Below are 19,276 nucleotides of genomic sequence, written 5' to 3' on the forward strand. Positions count from 1 at the left end.
GCTATCAACGTGGTGCTTGCACCGTGGAAAGATTTTTCAATCACTGCATCCGCTGTTTTAATAATCTCATCGACCTAAACATGTTAATTAGCAATAACGGATAACCTCAAGATCTAATTTTTTCTACTTAGTGCAAGCACCATACTGGCATGTATCAGCGCTGTGTGTCTATTTAATGACGTGGTCTCGACGCAATATCAAAAACACGGTGGCAATGCCTACAGCATTTATAGACTTAGCTGATGCTCTCATCTGGCGTGCAGATATATAATCGTGGGACTTTTAACATATAGTAAGCCATGCCGATCAGTAGTAGAGCTAATAATCCAAATGTTGTTGCTAACGCTGCCACATAGCCATGGTTAAGCATTAATGCATAGATAGCCCCCGCAAACGCCGTACCTAGCGCAAAACAGCCTTGTTGAATGGTATTTAGGGCGCTACTCGCTTCACCCGCATGATGAGGGGCCACTTTGGCCAAGGCCATGCGAAAAGCCGCGGTGAGCATCATCGCATTACCGAGCCCGACGATCCCTGTGGCGATAGACAATTGCATGATGCTGATATGGGTGTGCCAGACTTGAATAAAACCGGTGGTCAGCACGAGCCCCAGTAAGGTCGTCATTGCGCCACTGGCAAATATGCGATAATTACCAAATCGTTGGGTCAGATAACGGCTTAGTAGTGAACCGAGAAAATAGACTAAGCCTAATGCGATAAAACTGTCACCGGATTGGCGCGGGCTAAATGCTAAGGCATCTTGCAATGTTAATGCAGTGACAAACAGATAGCCAGGATACAAAAATGTCACTACCGCTTCGCCGATAAAGCCAGTACGCGTGGTTTCATTTCTAAATAATGAGGGCGGTAAGAGAGGGCTTCGTCCCTGCTGCTCTTGAACGTGTTCAATGCGCCATAGGTGGCGTCCTAGGGGGATGGCTGCTAGCAACAATATCCCCAAAGGTGGCCAATGTTCAGCCAAGGTGACCGGTAAAAGAATACATAATAGGAGGAGGGTGAACAGGCCCATTCCTGCAAAGTCCATTGTCGGTGTGTTCGTAGCGCGAGTTTCTGGGATAAGCCGCGTACCAGCCATTAAAACCAGTAGACAGATAGGTATGTTAATGAAAAAGGCGATTCGCCAACTGAGATCAAAAATGTTGGCGCTTACTAACCAACCGCCCAACATTTGCCCCAATGCGACGGCTAATCCAGCAACCGAGGTATAAATACTAACGGCGCGGCTATGTTGCTGGCCGGTTAATGTCGCGTGAATTGTCGCCATAATCTGTGGCATCAAGAGTGCGCCACAGAGCCCTTGCAGTAACCGACCTACGAGCATCATGACAAGTCCATTGGCAAAACCACATAGTGCAGAGGCTAAGGCAAACCCGCTAATACCGATAAAAAATATGCGCTTACGACCATAGCGATCTCCCAACCGAGCGCCGGTGGCAATGAGACTGGCAAAACTTAAGCCGTACAGCGCTACAATTAAAACTAAGCCTGTGGCGCTGGTGTGAAGCGTGTGCCCCATCGCGGAAAGTGCGACATTGACGATCGAAAAATCCAATTGGGGCAACAATTGCCCAGCCACCAGTAAAATCAGTCCGAAAATGGGTAAGCGTGGTTGTGATGCCATAACAGACTCCTATGCATGAGGTAGGTATTGCAAGATGATGGTGCTATTATGCTGATAAATTAGAGGTGTACAAGAAACAAGTTAGCCACGTATAAAAAGGATCAGGATAGTGTATGCAGCATGATCATTGGCAACTGATTGGCGCTTTTTTGCGTCGTAAACGAGAATCGCTTACCCCTGAAATTGTCGGGTTGACAAAACCTGCGCGCATGCGCACTCCGGGGCTTCGTCGCGAAGATGTGGCAGCGATAGCTGGGATCAGTACGGTTTGGTATAGCAAAATTGAGCGCGGCAAAGTGACGGGAATTTCTCAAGACGCGTTGACTCGTTTAGCCGATGCATTGGCGCTGAGCACAACCGAGCGTCAATATATCCGATCATTGTTGACCAAAGAGCCGCGGGATGAAAGAGAACCATGTCGACATATTAGTCGCCAAAGTCAGCGCTTACTTTCACAATTAAACCCGCTCCCGGCCCTATTTATTAACGATTATTTTGATATTGTCGATAGTAATCGAGCGTTTCATCTGATGTGCGGGGTCGATTTAAGCCAGCTTGAGCTCAATGATCGTAACTACATCTATCTGACAATAACTAATGCCACTTGGCAGCAATTTTTGCCTGTCAGTGATGAGCAATCCTTATATAACCGGTTGCTTGTCATGGCGGGATTATTACGCGGGTTTTGGGCAACACGCACGCATGACTGCGTACTGCAAAAACGAGTGAAACGGTTTCAAGAATTATCACCGCTGTTTGCCCGCGCGTGGGCAAGCCTTGCAATGCACCCTGTTGAGCAACTTGAATTTGAGTTTCGCCATGCCCAGCTCGGGAGGCTAACATTGACCAAACAGATCTGGTCAAGCTACAGTGGTGAGACATCGGGACGCTTAAATGTTTATCATCCGCACACCGAGCGTGATTATCAGCTCCTCAGCGCTTTGATGGACGCTTCGAGCAAGGCGGATATATAAGGAAAATACCATGGCTAAACGGTCGATTATGAATCACCCGTGGGTGCGCTTGATCTTAAGCTTGTTTTTTGCCGGGCTGAGTTTTGCTTTTCCTACCGATTTTGCTACCCAAATTGGGCTCGCTGGCTTTTTTGGCGCGTGCGCGTTGCTCTTTATCGTGCAAATGTTTATCCAGCGGCGCAACTGTCATATTAGCCGGTTATTGGCCAAGAGCGAAAAGCGTTAACGGGTCGCGTTTCACCGGATCCGCTGAAGCTGTTCGTCATCGCTTTTAGCCGACTCCGATAGTTGGTCAGGGATTCATGTGTTCGAGGTTTGGTTCATCCCCACTCACGTGTGTTATTTGTGGCTCAAAAAGTCCTGCACTTGTTCTAGATGGAAATTATTATCGGGGTTGGCCGGCTCTATCTCTTTTATCTCAACATGTCGATAATAACTGACTTTCGAAAAAGGATCGCCAGCCACCAGTGCTTCAGCCTGTGCGCGGGTTTGACATTCAAACACCATGAGCGCCGTGCCATCGGTGCAGGGGCCACAGAATTTAAGAGTCCCTTCTTGCCATTTCAACTGCAAATATGCAACGTGTCCGCGGATAAGCGATTTACTCATCAGCGCTTTATTCTTATCTGATAACAACACCACGAAGCTTTTCATACCATCTCCTATTTAAAAAATACTGTATAAGCATACATGTATTTTATGATGACTCAAGCCCATCTTTGGCTTCGCTAACTTGAGCAAACATCGGATGGATCAATGTAAGTGATAGGAGCAGTGGGGCATTTGTCATTTGCTTTGAAATACGTACCTTGTCACCTGTTCATTTAGGCAATGTTACGTTTAAAGATATAATAAGCGACAGCGGTTGAGATCACAGTAATGACGCCTAAAGCAAAGACCTGCGGTAAGATGATGGATAGCTGCGCGCCCTTGAGATAGACCATTTTGGTTATCTCAGTAAAATGTAACACGGGGTTAACCCAGACTAGTTTTTGTAGCCAATACGGCATGTTTTCAACTGGCGCGACATATCCTGAGAGTAAGATGGCGGGCATCATAAACACAAATACTCCGATAAACGCTTGTTGTTGGGTGCGGCAAAAAGACGAAATGAGTAGACCGATTCCAATTAATGACAGGCTATAGATCAACATGGTGGCATAGAACAATAATACCGAGCCTTGGAACGGAATATGGTAGCCAAAAACGGCACTGGCAAATACCACCGTTGCTTGGATAATGGCGACAATAATCGCGGGGATTGCTTTGCCTAAAAAGATCTCAGCGGTACTTAAGGGTGAGACTAACAGCTGTTCAAGCGTGCCTTGTTCACGCTCACGCGCCACTGAAAGCGAGGTGACGATCAACACTCCAATTGTGGTGATCAAGGCAATCAGTGATGGCACAATAAACCATTTGTAGTTTAAGTTTGGATTATACCAGTTCCTTGTGATGAGGGCGGCGCCGGGATCTTGCCCCGTCTTCTCGTTGGCAAAGCGCGCCACAATCTGCTGGACATAGTTGCCTGCAATTTGGGCGCTGTTGGAATTGCGGCCATCTAATAAGACTTGTACCTGAACAGGCTGGTGGGCAGCTATTTTAGCAGAGAAGTTATTGGGGATACGCAGTGCCAATAACACCTTTTGATTATCCAGTAGTGTTTTCAGCGCCGCTTCGCTATGTACCGATTTAAGGTTATCAAAGGCGCTCGCGTGTTGCAGACGTCGCACTAATTGCAAAGCGCTATGACCGCTATCTTGGTTGAACACGGCTACAGCCACATGCGTCACATCTAAAGTTGCTGCAAAAGGGAAAACCAAAACCTGTAAAATCACTGGAATAATTAAAATAGTGCGAGTTTGTCGCTCACGTAACAGCGATTGCAACTCTTTCACAACTAACGTAAGTAGTCTGCGCAGCATTAATGAGTCTCCAGTCGGGTGGGGGTTTTCCAGAAGGTTAAGCCGATAAAGAGAATAGAGGCCCCCAACAGATATAAACTATTAATGAGAATCAAGGTGCCCAAATTCCCTGCCAAGAAGATGGTTTTTAAGATGCTGACAAAATAACGGGCAGGAACGATATGACTGGCGAGTTGAATGACAGCCGGCATACTGTTGATCTCAAAGACAAAACCTGAGAGCATCACGGCAGGTAAAAACGCAGCATTTAAAGCAATCATCGCCGCATTAAACTGATTTTTTGTCAATGTTGATATCAGCAAACCAATCCCCATACTACTGGTTAAAAAAAGCAATGTGGTGAGGGTCAGCAGCCATAGTGAGCCACGAAAGGGGACATCTAATACCAGTGTTGCGACGAAGACGCATAATCCCATAGCGAACAAACCCAGTACATAATAAGGAAGTAGTTTTGAGAGCAATAGCTCGGTACGGGTCAACTGGGTTGACAACAGCGCTTCCATGGTACCGTTTTCCCATTCACGAGCGATCACTAGCGAGGTTAAGATGGTGCCAATCACCGTCATAATAATACTAATGGCACCAGGGATAATAAAATGGCGACTAATGGCCGCTGGATTAAACCAGACGCGCTCGTTGGTGGTGAGTAATTCGGTCGTATCTTGCCCCTGTTTGATTTGCTCTTGCGTTTGCCAAATTTGCCACGCTCCTTGCACGTAACGCTGCATAAAGCGAGCTGTATTGGGCTCGCTCCCATCGCTAATGATCTGTAACGGCGGGATCTTCCCGGCGCTGACCAATTGATCAAAATTGGGAGGTATAATCACTATGCCGCGTAGTTTCCCTTGTTGCAACTGTGCTTGCAATGGTGCTTTATGATCACTGACGGTGAGCGCCAGATAAGATGAATTCTTGAACGTTTGAATCAAGGCTCGGCTGGCAGGCCCTTGTGAATGAGCGACTACACCAATGCGCAGTTGCCCACTATCTAAATTAATCCCATACCCAAAGATAAACAGCAGCAACAAAGGGATCACAATAGCGATCAATGCATTACTCGGATCGCGAATGATCTGATAACTCTCTTTTTTGCACATGGCCCTTAAGCGGCGTATCGATACCCTGCTCATGTATCCTCCTGCTGCGTTTCAATTAAACGAATAAAGGCCTCTTCCATGGTTAAATCATGTTCATCGTCATGCATGACTTTGGCTTTGAGATCATCAGGCGGAGCGAGCGCGATGAGTTTGCCTCGATAGACTAAGCCAATGCGATCGCAATATTCGGCTTCATCCATAAAGTGCGTGGTGACCATGACCGTGACCCCTTTTTCCACCATGCCATTAATATGTAGCCAAAATTCGCGGCGGGTCAGCGGATCGACGCCTGATGTGGGTTCATCCAAAAATAGAATATCAGGTTGATGCATGAGGGCGCAGGCGAGTGCTAAGCGTTGTTTAAAGCCCAATGGCAGCGCATCGGGTGTTTGTCGCAAAATAGATTCAAACTGGAATGTTTCGACCATCTCATCGATGCGTTGACGCTGAAGATTGCCGTGCAAGCCATAGGCCCCAGAGAAAAACTGCAGGTTTTGCTCGAGTGTCAGGTTGCCGTACAGCGAAAATTTTTGCGCCATATAGCCAAGGCGAGAGCGAATTTTCCCTGGACTGTGTTTCAGATCCATGCCGAGCACACGCGCTTCACCCGAAGAGACGGGCAATAACCCACACATCATGCGAAAGGTGGTCGATTTCCCTGCGCCGTTGGGACCCAATAAGCCAAATATTTCCCCGCGTTTGACTGCAAAATTGACGTTGTCGGTTGCAACAAAATCACCAAAACGGCGCGTTAAGTTAATCGCTTCAATAGCATGACTGTGATCATCTGGGATCTGCGGCAAAATATCGGCTAATGCCGAATGGCGATTCTCTTGCCCGCCAAGTTTATCGATAAAGGCATCTTCAAAGCGTGCTTGCGTGGGCTGCAGTTGTTGCTCATTGAGCGATAATGCCTGTGCGAGATCGAGGCGTTTATCTGGGCTATCAATCAGCGTGCGGATCTGCTTGCCTTGCAACACTGCGTCACGGACTTGGGATTGCTGTAAAACTTGTTGTAAACGCTGGCGCGGCTGCTTTCCGCCATCAATCAGTAGGCTGCGCCCTTGCATAGTCTGCGTGAGTTGGGAGGGGCTGCCTTGATAGAGCAGCTTTCCCTCATTCATCAGCAAAACCTGCTGACACTGCTCTGCTTCATCTAGATATGAGGTGCTCCAGATGATTAACATCCCATCACCTGCAAGCTCATGAACCATTTTCCACAGTTCGCGGCGCGAGATGGGGTCCACGCCAACGCCCGGTTCATCAAGTAACAAGACTTGAGGTTGGCCGACCAAGGTACAGGCAAGTCCGAGTTTTTGTTTCATCCCGCCGGAGAGATTGCCAGCCGCGCGCTTAGTAAAGCGCTCAAGATCAGTAAATTGCAGTAATCGTGAGCGCATCTTTGGCCAGCCGGCTAAATCCACGTCGCGAAGGTCTGCATATAAGTCGAGATTTTCTTGAACCGACAAAGCACTGTACAAGGCAAATTTTTGCGGCATATAGCCAAGCTGAGCATGTAATGACTCTAATTGGGTGACGGGATCGAATCCGGCGACCGACAACGACCCCTCTGTTGGGATTAGAAGTCCGGCAATGAGGCGCAGTAGCGTGGTTTTACCTGCGCCATCAGGGCCGATTAAACCGGTTACATAGCCTGCCTCAATGTTGAGATCGAGTGGGGCAATGGCCGCTTGGCTCATGCCTTGAAACTGTTTGGTCAGCCCTTTTAAGGCGATTGCTACAGAGCTCATGAGTGTGATTTGTCTGGTGCAAAGCGAACGGTGACGGGCATACCTTGGCGAAGCAATGTGTCGCCATCATCAACGATGATCCGTAACCGATAGACCAGTGAGGTTCGCAGATCCGTGGTTTGAACGGTTTTAGGGGTGAACTCTGCGCTCGCTGAGACAAACCCGATATGTCCATGATAGACCTTACCCTGTGCACTGTCGGTGGTGATCAGCACCGCTCGACCCGGTTGTGCCTGACCTAACTCGGCCTCATTGATATAGGCTTTTACCCATAGCGGTTGAGTGAGAGCGAGGGTATAGACAGTGCTTCCGGCGCTAACTATCGCCCCTTGCTGGTGGACGCGAACCAAAATCGTGCCGCTTGCGGGCGCTACCAACTGGGTGTCATCGACATTAAGCTGAGCTTTGGCAACGCCTGCTTGCGCTTCTTGTAACTGCGCCTTTGCTTGTTCAATTTGCTGTGGGCGATTCCCTTGTTGATATTCGGACAACTGCTGTTTGGCCGCCTGTAAGTCAGCAAAGGCTTGATCGCGTTTATCGCGAGCGGCATCTAATTTATCTTGAGAGATCGCTTGTTTGCGGCGCAGCGTATTATAGCGTTCTAAGGAGCGCTGCGCGTATTGATACGCTGAGTTCAGCTGTTTGACTTGTTCCTTGGCCCTTGCGATTTGTTCGCTTCGATAGCCTGCTTGCTGTAGATCAAGGTTTGCTTTAGCCGCTTGCGCTTGGGCGATCGCCTGCTGGAGAGCGATTTGATAAGGTCGTGGGTCAAGCGTTGCTAATGGCTCACCTTGGTGAACAGTATCGCCTTCGTCGACATTCAGATGGGCAAGTCGTCCACCAACGCGAAAACTTAATGCGGTGGTGCGAATATCCACATTGCCATAGAGCGTTAATGGTGCGTTGCTGGCGCGCAGATGGACATAGGTATAGTAACCACCTCCTGCCGCTGCGAGTAACACAATCAATATAGCGATAAGAACTCTGCGAGCCATGAATACTCTCCTGATAAACAAATTGATATGGCCACTATATTAAATTCAAATTTAAATTTAAAGTTTTTTTTGTTAAATTAGCGCCTACCCCAATAGTTATTTGACCCTAGTGTCATTATAGGTGAAAAAAGGTTATGAAATCGGATCTGAATGCCATGCGCCGGCGTCGTCCTGATGGCGATAAAACGCGAGAGCGAATTATTGACGCGGCAGGTGAGTTATTTGCCCAATATGGTTATCAAGGCACCACCAGCAAAGCGATTTGTCAACGCTCTAAAGTGAATCAAGCCGCTGTTAACTATCATTTTGGCTCGCGCCAAGAGTTGTATAAAGAAATTTTATATCAAGCCCACGAAGCACTTTTAGAATTGGATCATCTTGATGCTTTACTGGATGATAAGTGTAGTGCGCCAGAGCAATTATATAATTTTCTAGCAGAAATTATTCCGGCAATTATGGACGCCAAAAGCTGGCAACTGCGGGTTTGGGCACGTGAAATTGCGGTGCCATCAGAGTTTTTATCGCAACTTGTTGAACAGCAAATTAGCCCTAAGTTTACTCGCCTACAGGGGTTAATTGCCGATGTGACAGGCATCCCGCTCGATGATTCGCGATTGCTACCGGCGATGTTTAGCACCTTAGCACCGTGTTTGATGTTGTTGGTACTCAACCGCGAGAATTCCATGCCGTTATCCCCAATTTTTGATTATGACTCGGCTGAGTTAGTGACTTACTTGCACCGTTTTTTACTGGCCGGATTGCAAGCGATACGTGTCTAAGCGCTGCGCTTGATCCATCAATGTTCGCTAACGGCGCGATATATGCGGGTTAAGGTATAACCTAAACTACTCAACGCAGTGATAGTAAAGCTGATAGGCCAGTCAGTGTAATAAGAAAGGCTAATGCCGCCAAGGCCATAGGTGAGCGCCATTGCTGCGCTCAGTATCAGCCCTTGTTTTAAGCGACAGGTCAATTGCAGCGCGGCAGCGCCTGGCGCGATCATTAATGTGAAGACCAATAATGCTCCGACTATTTGGCTACATGCGGCGGTTACCAATGCACATAATACAAAAAAGATCATACTATAGCGTGCTACCGGATAACCGCGGGTTTCAGCAATATCGGGTTGTAAGGTGGTGAGTAGTAACGGTCTAGCGAGCAATAAAAAGGCAACGCCACAGATACAACTGAGCACGATTAAGCGGATCACCATGGTATGGCTCACGGCTAACACATTGCCAAATAATAGGCTATTGGCTTGCGTGGCAAATTGGGTGTAAAAATGCAGTGCCAGTAATCCCAACCCTAATGCCAGCGAGAGGACAATCCCTATCACTACATCACGGTGCTCTAAGCGGTTGCCTAAAAAGCCGATAATAATGCCTCCGGCTACTGTGGCAATGAGCGCGCCAGAAAAGGGTGTGACGCCTAAAAATAGCGAGGCACTCGCACCAGTAAAACCGAGATGGGCTAAAGCATGGCCAGCAAAGCTTTGTCCGCGCAATACTAAAAAATAACCAATGGGGCCCGCTAATAGCGCAATAAAAGTTGTCGCCAACCATGCATTACGCATGAATGAGTAATCAAACATATAAATCAGAATCCGGATGAGCAATCAGATGTTGGCGACCATGGTGGGTGATCACATGCAAGTGGCAGTGATAGAGTTCACTTAAGGTATCACTGGTGAGTAATTCGGTCGCTTTACCTTGGCGCAATAGCTGCTCATGAATTAACAATACCGAGGTAAAATGGTTGATAAAGGGGTTTAATTCATGGGTAGAACAGATGACAGTCACGCCGAGGTCTTGCTGAAAGTGAGAAATAAGTTCCACTAAGCGATATTGACGATTTGGGTCAAGTCCAACTAACGGCTCATCGAGCAATAATAACTTCGGTTCATTGAGTAAGGCCTGAGCTAGCATTAAGCGCTGATACTCGCCCCCTGAGAGTGTATCCATGGCTTGTTTGGCAAGGCTTAAACCGTTGACTTGGTCAATGGCATAGTCAATTCGTTGTTGCCACTGTTTTCGACTGACATGACGTGGTCGCCAACATTGAAACAATGAGTCAGCACACAAGGCTAAGCGACTACTATGGGCTTTTAACTGCGGCAGATAACTGACCGCCGCATTGCCTTCATTACAGGGTTTGCCTAATACATCGAGATGATGGTAATGAGCTTTTTGTAGTCCCAGTAACATCCGTAAAAAAGTAGTTTTACCCACACCATTGCCGCCGAGTAGGCCAACGAAAGCACCTTGCTCAATAGCAAGGTGCTCGCAATGGAATAGTTGCCTGTGACCTAAGCTGAGGCTTAGGTCAGTTGCGGATACAGCAAGATTAGTCATTATTTTTTAAGTACTTTTTGCACAGCATCCAATTCTTGTTTGAGCCACTGTTGATAGTGAATGCCTTTAGGCATCGTTTCGGTGGCACCAACAATAGCAACTTTGTGAGTTTGCGCAAGTGTCTTCAACTGTTCTGTCATTGGGTCTGAGACTTGCAGATTATACAGTAAGAAAGCAACTTTGTGCTCAATCAGATCGTTATGTAAGCCTTTCATTTGGCTAATGGAAGGCTCGGTATCATTCATCACTGCCATCTGAAAACCAAGGTTACGCACCTTAAATCCAAGTTCTGCAAACATATAGCCAAAGACCGGTTCAGTGGCAGTTACTTCGGTCCCCGCATAGCGCTGACGCAGGCTATCAATGTCGGTTAAAATAGGATGCATAGATGCAACAAACTGTTGCCAATTATGTTGATAAGATGCCTGATGCGCGGGGTCTAACCGAATAAGCTGCTGTTTAATCGCTAATGCGAAGGTCAGCATGGTGTGTGGGTCATACCAAATATGTGGATTATCTCCGTCTTGGCGGCCAATTAAGCTTGCAACGTCAATGATAGTTAGGTGTGAATGTCCAGCCAGTAATTTCGACATCCAGCTGTCATAACCAATACCACTATAAATCGCTATCTTGGCTTGCGCGATTGACTTTGCAATTGTTGGACTTGCTTCAAACAGGTGAGGGTTGTCATCAGGGTTTGACAAAATACTTGAAACGCTTACATATTCGCCGCCGACCTGTTTGGCGACATCAGCATAAAAGTTTTCAGCTGCAATAATATGAAGAGGTGTAGCTAGAACAAAACTGCTTAAAAAACTGAAAGTTAACGCAATAGCTACCAGCAGCAAACGGCGCAGTGACATGGACATCTCCTTGGGTTATTTAGTTGTTATAACATAACACTTTGAAGCAGGCTGAATCAATCACCACTCATCTTTTTCAGCTATAATTTTGATTGTTTAAAACTATCAGTCTAGGCATAATGGCTGATAGAACACGTCATTATTGGCGTTCATCTCGATGGTACTGCGCCTCTCGTTTACATTACTTTGTGATGGCAAGCCGCAGCATGGCCCTTGTTCTCCACTCAACGTCTGGAAATCATCATGAATTTGCGAGATTTAGAGTATTTAATTGCGCTACAAGAAGTGAAACATTTTCGCAAAGCGGCAGAAAAGTGTTTTGTCAGCCAACCTACATTGAGCGGTCAGATCTCTAAGCTAGAAGAAGAGTTGGGATTATTGCTCATTGAACGGACTTCTCGCAAAGTGATATTCACTCATGCTGGCGAGGATATTGCGGCTAAAGCGCGGCAGATTTTGTTGGAGGTGAAAGGGCTTAAAGATATTGCTAAGAACTATCAAGCTCCGCTTGCTGGGCCATTGCACATGGGACTGATACCAACGGTTGCACCTTATGTTTTACCTAAAATTGTGCCGCCAATTCGTGAACATTTTCCAGATCTTGAGCTGTTTCTCTATGAAGAACAGACGAGTGCCTTGGTGAAAGGACTTGAAGAAGGTGAGTTAGACTGCTTAATTTTGGCTATTTTACCAGATATGGAACGCTTTGGCCGTATCGATCTGTATCGTGAGCCGTTGTTACTGGCATTACCGAAAATGCATCCGTGGCATCAGCGAGAACGGGTCGCTATCGAAGAGCTTAAAGGCCACCGCGTATTGATGCTAGAAGACGGCCACTGTTTACGTGACCAAGCTTTAGGTTATTGCTTTACTGCCGGAGCCAAAGAGGATACTAGTTTTAAAGCAACCAGCCTTGAAACGTTACGACATATGGTCGCCGCTGATTGTGGGATCACGTTATTACCTGAACTCGCCGTCCCTCCGGCTGGCGAAGATCACGCTGATCTTTGTTATAAACGCTTTGTAGAACCGCAACCGGGGCGCACTATCAGTTTAGTCTATCGGATGCACTCGGTGCGTCGCCCCTGTTTTAATGAACTTGCCAAGCTTATCCAAGGGCTTATTCAATTCTAATCGCTATGCTATGGAGCACCCACGACGCTTAAGCGGCGCGAGTGCTCTAATTCATCCCTCTAGCGTTTTTCGTTTAACAACCTTCGCTTTATGAGCGGGTCGTTAAAAGATCTGATCCTGAATACTACTATCACTATTACTACCCGATGTTTGTACATATTGGGTTGGCTGAGTTCCTGCAATAAAATATTCAAAGCGACTGGTGTAGTCGGTTTTATTGCTGAGTAATCCAGTTTTATCATCAATCCTGACAGAAACAATGCCTGGCGGTGTGGGGAGCTGATGCTCAGGGATCCCAGTGAGAGCTGCGCGCATCAGATCAATCCATGCTGGCTGCGCTGTTTTACCGCCAAACTCGCCGCCATAAACCTGATCTTTGCCCAAATTATTGTTATAAGCGCTGCTACCTAGGTTTCGAGTGTAATCATCAAAGCCTACCCAACTGGTCACAACAATACCGGGACCAAATCCGGAAAACCAGGCATCTCGCGAATCATTGGTGGTGCCGCTTTTGCCATAGATGTCATCACGGTGTAATTCTAATGCGCGCCAACCTGTACCATTCCATCCGGTATGATGCGCCCAACTGCCGCCACCAGTAATGACACTATGCATCGCTTGGGCCACTAAAAATGCATTTTGTTGTGAAATGATGCGCGGTGCTAATTGCTCTGGTGTGGCATAGTCAATCGGGCATTGTTTGAGTGGATTGCCAGGCTCACTTGTTAGCTGGACTATTGTCGGTGGCACTTGCGGATGCTCGCAGTGACTACAGGCAATTTTGGGTTTCGCTTGATAGATAATCTGGTCGGTTGAATCACTAATATGATCAATAAAATAAGGCGTAATTAAAAAGCCGCCGTTGGCAAAGGTGGCATACCCTCTGACGACTTGTATAGGAGTCAATGAGGCTGAACCTAATGCAATGGTATCATTGTGTGGCAGTTCATCTTTGGCAAAACCAAACAGGTGTAAATGCTGAACGACACTGTCGATACCCAGTTTTCGCACCACTCTGACAGAGACAACGTTTTTCGATTCAGCCAAGGCGACGCGAAGGCGCAGCGGGCCAGCGTAAACGGGCGGTGAGTTTTTGGGGCGCCAAGCCGTTCCTAAACTCTGATCCCATTGATTGACCGGCGCGTCGTTGACTAGCGTTGCTAGTGTCATCCCACTGGCAAAGGCATCGGAGTAAATAAATGGTTTAATATTTGAACCGACTTGACGACGGGCCTGAATGGCACGGTTAAATTTACTCTGATTGAAACTAAAGCCACCGGAAATGGCCTCGATAGCGCCATCATCTGGACGCAACGCTACAATTGCAGCACTGGCATCGGGCAATTGCGAGAGACGATAATCGTTGCTGTCAGCTTCGGGCAATACCCAGATTACATCACCGGGTGCCAAGATTTGATGAGCGTTTTGCGGTTCATTGCCTTGTTTATCATCAGAGATAAAACGACGCGCCCACTTCATGCCATCCCAATTCAAGGTGATCGTTTGTCCCCCTTTGATGATCGCAGTCGCTTGTTTGTCGGCTACGTCTGTGATGGTGGCTGCGCGCAGATGCGCATAATTAGGCAAGGTTGCAAGCTTATCTGTGATTGCCTGCTGGCTGAGCGGTGTTTGACCATCTTTCCACAAATGCATCACTGGGCCGCGAAACCCGTGGCGCATATCGTAGTTGAGCAGATTTTGTCGCAGCGCTTTTTCAGCGGCCAGTTGCCGCTGGGAAGTTACGGTGGTATAGACTTTTAAGCCACGAGTATAGGCTTTATCACCATATTTTTGTTCCATTTCTTGGCGCACCATTTCGGCCAAATAGGGCGCATGAACTTGAATTTCTGCGCCGTGATAGGTGGCACTTAATGGTGTGGCAATCGCCTGCTGGTAGGTTGCTTTATCAATATAATTTTGCTCTAACATTCGCCCTAATACCACATTGCGGCGTGATTTAGCGCGAATAGGGTCATGTAACGGATTGAGCGCCGATGGCGCCTTGGGAAGACCTGCTATCATCGCCATTTGCGGCAACGTCAGTTGGTTGACCGACTTGCCATAATAGACCTGCGCTGCAGCTCCCACACCATAGGCACGATAACCAAGCGAGATCTTATTTAAGTAGAGGTCTAAAATTTCATCTTTGCTGAGAATATGCTCGATTTGCAGTGCTAAGAAGATCTCTTTTATCTTGCGGATATAGGTTTTTTGCCGAGTTAGAAAGAAGTTGCGAGCGACTTGCTGGGTGATGGTACTCGCCCCTTGTGATTTTTTACCTGTGAGCACGAGATTAAGCGCAGCGCGCATGATCCCTATTGGGTCAATCCCTGGGTTTTGATAAAAACGAGAGTCCTCAGTAGCAATAAAGGCCTGTTTCATTTTCAGCGGTATGTCTTGAATCGGCAGTGGGATACGGCGTTTTTCGCCAAACTGCGAAATGAGTTTGCCATCGGAGGTGAAAACACGCATAGGGGTCTGCAATTGAACATCCTTGAGCGAATTTACATCTGGTAGTTCGGGCAGCACATAGATATACATTGCTCCAACGCCTGCTGTACCGACAACGGCGCCGAGCAGCATGATCCCTATAAGTCGTTTTAGTCGCTTCATTGATTCAAGTTGCCCATGGTCTATTGCAAATACCAGCAATTATATAAGCAAGCGAGGTTATGATTCGACCTATTTTAAGCGAATAAGCATAAAGGAATATACCTACTCACTATTGATTAAAATATTATTAATGAGTAAAATACGAAGATCGATGGCACACACGCGGAGCGATTGATGATAAAACCTCTCTATCTAGGGATTGAGCTGCAAGCCCATCAGCTTTGTGCGGTTGGGTTGCAAGCTGGCCTCGCCCCTAAACCATTTACGAAAGCGCTTAGATGTGACGAAAGTTGGCCTGAACTGCTTTGGAACAAGCCGCAATGGCTAGCAGCTGGCTTGAGAGAACTTAAAAAAACGATTGGTAAAGGACGTGTTTCGGTGGCGATTAATCTGCCTTTAAGCTGCGTTAGGCACACACTGGTTAGTCTACCGACCGTTCAAGCTCATCAGCCGAGTGTTATTGCTGACCGTTGTCAGCGCAATGGTATGATCATTGAACCTCAGCAGTTAGTTCAAAGCCGTTGGTTGGCTGGTGATGGTCAGCGTTTCGGGGCAGGATTGTATCAAGTTGTGATGATTGAACGGCGCTTACTGGGGGTGTTACAGACCTTATGCCATCGTCTACATTGGTCATTGCAGCGAATTGATTTAAGTTGTTTTGCTCGCGCCTACGCTTGGTGGCACGTTGAGTCCCCTTGGCCGGGACGCTATGCTGAGCTGCATGTTGCCCAAGTGAACCAGACCCAAGAGGTGAGTTTATTTTTACATAAACGATTATTGGACTGGCGCCGATTCGATGTCAGTTTAGGTGAGTCATTGGCACATTATTTAACGCAATTACAACTTTTATGGCGACGTTTGTCTGGTATTGAGCTCAAACAAATTCGTAGTTTGGAACATCTATCGCTTGACCCATCACCTGTCATAATCCGCTCTGGGGAGCGTCTATGGGCTCAACATGATGACTCTTTAGCCGCGTTCGGTGCGGCTTTGGCCATCTCGCATGAGCGGTTATAACTTTGTTCCTACACGTCCTCACACCGATAAATTCTCGTGGTCGGTAGTGATGTTGTCGCTATTGTTGCTAGGGACTTTAGCGCTGCATAATCGGCAGTTGCATCATCAATTGACAACGGCTCGCGATCATGAGCTGCAATTGCGTCAGCAATGGCGTGGCCAACCCATGTCGGCTATTGATAAACATCCCGTTAAATTTTGGTCAACTCGGCTTATGAATATTACTCAGCAGCTTCCACCCAAGGCTTATTTGCGACAACTTCGTATCAGTCGCAAGCGGTTAATGTTAGTAGGGCGAGTGCACAAAGCGCTGCAAGCTAGGCTATTTTTGCAGCGATTACGCGCACTTAGTTGGGTGCGGGTGGGGCAATTAAAGAAACTACAACGTAAACCAACTCAACAAGAGTATCAATTTGTACTGGAATTAAGACTTAACCATGATTAGTTCACAGAGCACACTGCGTAAGTTCATCATGTTAGGTGTAATGCTCACCCTGCTCGGATTAGGTTGGGACTGGTTAGCTTGTCGCGCGCAGCTCGCTCAGATCAGTGCTGCACAGCGCCAGTTACAACATAGCCTTTGGCAACGCTCATCGATGCACCGCTCAGGGCAAATTAAACTCGCATCTGATTGGCTGAGTCATCTGCCTTTTACCTTACGAGCCTACCAGATCCATGGTCATCAGCTTAGCCTGATAGGTGATGGTCAATTTGGGCCCCTTATCCAGTGGCTGAACCGAGCATCAATGCTGGGTATTACGCAGCGCTTGAAACAGTTGAAACTTGCCAGTGAAACAGCAGATGGACAAATGTTGCGGATAGAACTGATATTAAACTGGTCGCCGCATTCATGACTCGTGTGATGATTTTTGTGCTGATAGTGGTATGTGGTTTCGAGTCCACTTGGGCGATTCGCAATCCATTTTTACGACCAATGACGAAAAGTGATAAGCCAGGCACTCGTGCACCTATTGATAGCCCGTCGGCGTCTGCCAAGACGAAAATACAACGCAATAGCCCAACATTATCTGCTTCTCATTTAGAGTGCCCTCATCATTGGCATTATCGAGGTGAGCTCGACACGAGAAATAGTCATTACGCGCTAATGCAGCAACCCAATGGAGGGTATCGCTGGGTTGCACAAGGTCAGCGATTAGAAGGAACACTATGGCGACTTTTCAGCATTCAACACAACAGCATTCAACTGATAGCCCATGTCACGCCGCAGCAATGCCACATGGCGCGAGATTACCACTAATACTTTTGTTGATAGGGTTGATATGGGGCGGCTATGCTTTGCGGGTAGAGGCTCAGCCGCAATCGTTGTCGTTGCAATTTCGTACTCGCGATACACAGCCTGAAGTGGTGTTACAGTTTGTCGGTACATTACCCCATTATCGAGCTGTTAGCCGAAATGGTCAGTTAAATTTGTGGTTTGATTCACCCGTACATGGTTCTATTTTGGCATTAAAACGCTTAAAAAAGAGTCATCCGATACTAAAAAAGCTGCGCTGGCGGACTCATCCAGCTCGTTTAAGCGTGCAATTTAACGGAGCGTTGCAGCCTCAGCTACAAGCCAATAAGCATCGTCACCAATTAGTGATTCGTGCTCAGACTGGCACGGCGCAGGCGCAAATTGCGCTCAATGTTTCTCAGATGCCCGTTGATAAGCTCTTGTTATGGCTGGCGGACCGAGTCGGTCAAGATGTTTTATTGCGTACTCAATCTGCACCGAAAATAAGTTTAACCTTGCACCAGCAAAATTGGCGTAAAGTGTTTGCATTGATTTTAAAGTTTTGTGGTTTGCATGCCAGTCGAGTGCAGAACACATGGTTTATTGAGCCGCTACAGTCGTTATTAAAACGTCAGCGCCAGCAGCTTGATGAAGCCAAAATAGCGACGCGTATCGCCTCCCTTCATAGTGCGGTTATTCCAATTCGCTATGCGAAGGTGAAACAACTCGTCAAGATTATTCGTTCAGCGATGCGCCACCGTTTGTCTGCTCGCAGCACTTTATCGGCGGATACTCGCACCAATACATTAATTATTCGTGCGCTCTCTTCTGAGATGCGTATTTTAAAGCAGTTGGTTAACACACTGGATAAACCGGTGCGGGAGGTTGATATTGCCTCTCGAATGGTGACAGTGCATTCGAATATTTCTAAGGAACTCGGGGTGCAATGGACGATGAAACACCCACAGATAGGGACAACTGATAACATGGATGCGCTGAATATCCAGTTGCCAGTGGCGCAGCCAACCAGTCAAGCGGCCTTTAAACTTGGCCATATTGGTTCTGCCTCTATGCTCGATCTAGAGCTATCTGCTCTTGAAGAGGAAAATAAAGGCGAAATTATTGCGACCCCGCAGATCACCACTGCGAACTTGCAACCTGCCTATATTGCTCAAGGGCGCGAGATCCCTTATGTGGAGTCAGCTGCCAGTGGCGCGACTTCAGTCACTTTTAAAAAAGCCGAGTTGAGTCTGAGGGTGACGCCCCAGATCACCCCATCGAATGGCATTTTATTAAATCTATTAATCACTCAAAATAACGAAGGGAATACAGTTGAAACGCCAACTGGGCGGGCGGTTGCGATTAATACCCAAGAGATCAAAACCCAAGTGCTATTACATAATGGTGAAACGATTGTGTTAGGCGGTATTTATCAACAGCAGAAACAAAAATCAGTGAGCAAAGTACCTTTCCTTGGAGATATTCCTGCAATTGGTCAACTATTTCGTCATACTATTCACAAAGTACAAAAGAATGAATTATTAATATTTGTCACACCCACCATAGTCACATCGCCAAAGATATTGGCTAAGCATCTGCCCAGCTGAATTTCCGGTTGCCAAAGCAGTGTGCAAACTGAGATAATCGCGCACCTGATCTTTGGTAAAATAAAAAGGTTGGTTA

Annotated in this window: 19 protein-coding genes; 9 read left to right on the forward strand and 10 right to left on the reverse strand. The window is 47.1% G+C overall.

What is annotated here, in order from left to right; all coding sequences use genetic code 11:
• Positions 1–235: 235 nt before the first annotated feature.
• A complete protein-coding gene (locus tag ABUE30_RS10745) occupies positions 236–1,642 on the reverse strand; it encodes an MFS transporter (RefSeq protein ID WP_408623768.1) in 1,407 nt (468 codons plus the stop codon).
• 113 nt (positions 1,643–1,755) lie between these two features.
• On the opposite strand from ABUE30_RS10745, the gene ABUE30_RS10750 reads away from it, so the two are divergent.
• Positions 1,756–2,616, forward strand: a complete 861-nt coding sequence (locus ABUE30_RS10750) for a helix-turn-helix domain-containing protein (RefSeq protein ID WP_408623769.1) — start codon at positions 1,756–1,758, stop codon at positions 2,614–2,616.
• Between the two features lie 10 nt (positions 2,617–2,626).
• A complete protein-coding gene (locus ABUE30_RS10755; protein WP_408623771.1) occupies positions 2,627–2,842 on the forward strand; it encodes a hypothetical protein in 216 nt (71 codons plus the stop codon).
• A 113-nt stretch (positions 2,843–2,955) separates the two neighbouring features.
• Here ABUE30_RS10755 and ABUE30_RS10760 read toward each other — a convergent pair whose 3' ends face one another.
• From ABUE30_RS10760 to hlyD, 5 genes are all read right to left on the reverse strand, one after another.
• Positions 2,956–3,270, reverse strand: a complete 315-nt coding sequence (locus ABUE30_RS10760) for a YciI family protein (RefSeq protein ID WP_408623772.1) — start codon at positions 3,268–3,270, stop codon at positions 2,956–2,958.
• A 170-nt stretch (positions 3,271–3,440) separates the two neighbouring features.
• Positions 3,441–4,538 carry an ABC transporter permease gene (locus ABUE30_RS10765; RefSeq protein WP_408623773.1) on the reverse strand — a complete coding sequence of 366 codons (1,098 nt, stop codon included), beginning with the start codon at positions 4,536–4,538 and terminating at the stop codon, positions 3,441–3,443.
• Positions 4,538–5,668, reverse strand: coding sequence for an ABC transporter permease (locus ABUE30_RS10770; RefSeq protein ID WP_408623774.1), 1,131 nt, complete (start codon positions 5,666–5,668; stop codon positions 4,538–4,540). Before ABUE30_RS10770 ends, ABUE30_RS10765 begins: the two co-directional genes overlap by 1 nt.
• On the reverse strand, positions 5,665–7,386 hold the full coding sequence (locus tag ABUE30_RS10775) for an ATP-binding cassette domain-containing protein (protein WP_408623775.1): 1,722 nt from the start codon (positions 7,384–7,386) through the stop codon (positions 5,665–5,667). The genes ABUE30_RS10770 and ABUE30_RS10775 overlap by 4 nt, the downstream gene beginning before the upstream one ends.
• The gene (gene hlyD / locus ABUE30_RS10780; RefSeq protein WP_408623776.1) at positions 7,383–8,381 is read right to left on the reverse strand and encodes a secretion protein HlyD; all 999 of its coding nucleotides are present in this window, start codon (positions 8,379–8,381) and stop codon (positions 7,383–7,385) included. The genes ABUE30_RS10775 and hlyD overlap by 4 nt, the downstream gene beginning before the upstream one ends.
• A 134-nt stretch (positions 8,382–8,515) precedes the next feature.
• Between hlyD and ABUE30_RS10785 the strand changes: the two genes are divergently transcribed.
• Positions 8,516–9,160, forward strand: a complete 645-nt coding sequence (locus tag ABUE30_RS10785; RefSeq protein WP_408623777.1) for a TetR/AcrR family transcriptional regulator — start codon at positions 8,516–8,518, stop codon at positions 9,158–9,160.
• 17 nt (positions 9,161–9,177) lie between these two features.
• Here ABUE30_RS10785 and ABUE30_RS10790 read toward each other — a convergent pair whose 3' ends face one another.
• Genes ABUE30_RS10790 through ABUE30_RS10800 form a run of 3 tightly spaced genes read right to left on the reverse strand, consistent with a single transcriptional unit; the run spans position 9,178 to position 11,595 of the window.
• A complete protein-coding gene (locus tag ABUE30_RS10790; RefSeq protein ID WP_408623778.1) occupies positions 9,178–9,972 on the reverse strand; it encodes a metal ABC transporter permease in 795 nt (264 codons plus the stop codon).
• Entirely contained in the window at positions 9,965–10,732 is a 768-nt protein-coding gene (locus ABUE30_RS10795; RefSeq protein WP_408623779.1) for an ATP-binding cassette domain-containing protein, read from the reverse strand. The genes ABUE30_RS10790 and ABUE30_RS10795 overlap by 8 nt, the downstream gene beginning before the upstream one ends.
• Positions 10,732–11,595 (reverse strand): metal ABC transporter solute-binding protein, Zn/Mn family, encoded by an 864-nt coding sequence (locus ABUE30_RS10800; RefSeq protein ID WP_408623780.1) that lies wholly within the window; start codon positions 11,593–11,595, stop codon positions 10,732–10,734. The genes ABUE30_RS10795 and ABUE30_RS10800 overlap by 1 nt, the downstream gene beginning before the upstream one ends.
• A gap of 243 nt (positions 11,596–11,838) precedes the next feature.
• Here ABUE30_RS10800 and oxyR point away from each other — a divergent pair, with 243 nt between their 5' ends.
• Positions 11,839–12,729, forward strand: a complete 891-nt coding sequence (gene oxyR / locus ABUE30_RS10805) for a DNA-binding transcriptional regulator OxyR (RefSeq protein ID WP_408623781.1) — start codon at positions 11,839–11,841, stop codon at positions 12,727–12,729.
• A gap of 102 nt (positions 12,730–12,831) precedes the next feature.
• On the opposite strand, the gene ABUE30_RS10810 is transcribed toward oxyR, so the two are convergent.
• A complete protein-coding gene (locus ABUE30_RS10810) occupies positions 12,832–15,342 on the reverse strand; it encodes a penicillin-binding protein 1A (RefSeq protein WP_408623782.1) in 2,511 nt (836 codons plus the stop codon).
• Positions 15,343–15,516: 174 nt separating this feature from the next.
• On the opposite strand from ABUE30_RS10810, the gene ABUE30_RS10815 reads away from it, so the two are divergent.
• From ABUE30_RS10815 to pilQ, 5 genes are read left to right on the forward strand one after another with little or no spacing between them, the layout of a single operon-like run.
• Positions 15,517–16,359: a hypothetical protein gene (locus tag ABUE30_RS10815; protein WP_408623783.1), complete on the forward strand. Its 843-nt coding sequence runs from the start codon at positions 15,517–15,519 to the stop codon at positions 16,357–16,359.
• A complete protein-coding gene (locus ABUE30_RS10820; RefSeq protein WP_408623784.1) occupies positions 16,346–16,804 on the forward strand; it encodes a PilN domain-containing protein in 459 nt (152 codons plus the stop codon). Before ABUE30_RS10815 ends, ABUE30_RS10820 begins: the two co-directional genes overlap by 14 nt.
• Complete coding sequence (locus ABUE30_RS10825; protein ID WP_408623785.1) at positions 16,797–17,213, forward strand: hypothetical protein; 417 nt, start codon at positions 16,797–16,799, stop codon at positions 17,211–17,213. The genes ABUE30_RS10820 and ABUE30_RS10825 overlap by 8 nt, the downstream gene beginning before the upstream one ends.
• Positions 17,210–17,617: a hypothetical protein gene (locus ABUE30_RS10830; protein ID WP_408623786.1), complete on the forward strand. Its 408-nt coding sequence runs from the start codon at positions 17,210–17,212 to the stop codon at positions 17,615–17,617. The genes ABUE30_RS10825 and ABUE30_RS10830 overlap by 4 nt, the downstream gene beginning before the upstream one ends.
• Complete coding sequence (gene pilQ, locus ABUE30_RS10835) at positions 17,527–19,200, forward strand: type IV pilus secretin PilQ (protein ID WP_408623788.1); 1,674 nt, start codon at positions 17,527–17,529, stop codon at positions 19,198–19,200. Before ABUE30_RS10830 ends, pilQ begins: the two co-directional genes overlap by 91 nt.
• Positions 19,201–19,276: the final 76 nt, after the last annotated feature.

It is taken from the genome of Celerinatantimonas yamalensis (assembly GCF_046054155.1).
In the GTDB taxonomy this organism is placed as follows: domain Bacteria; phylum Pseudomonadota; class Gammaproteobacteria; order Enterobacterales; family Celerinatantimonadaceae; genus Celerinatantimonas; species Celerinatantimonas yamalensis.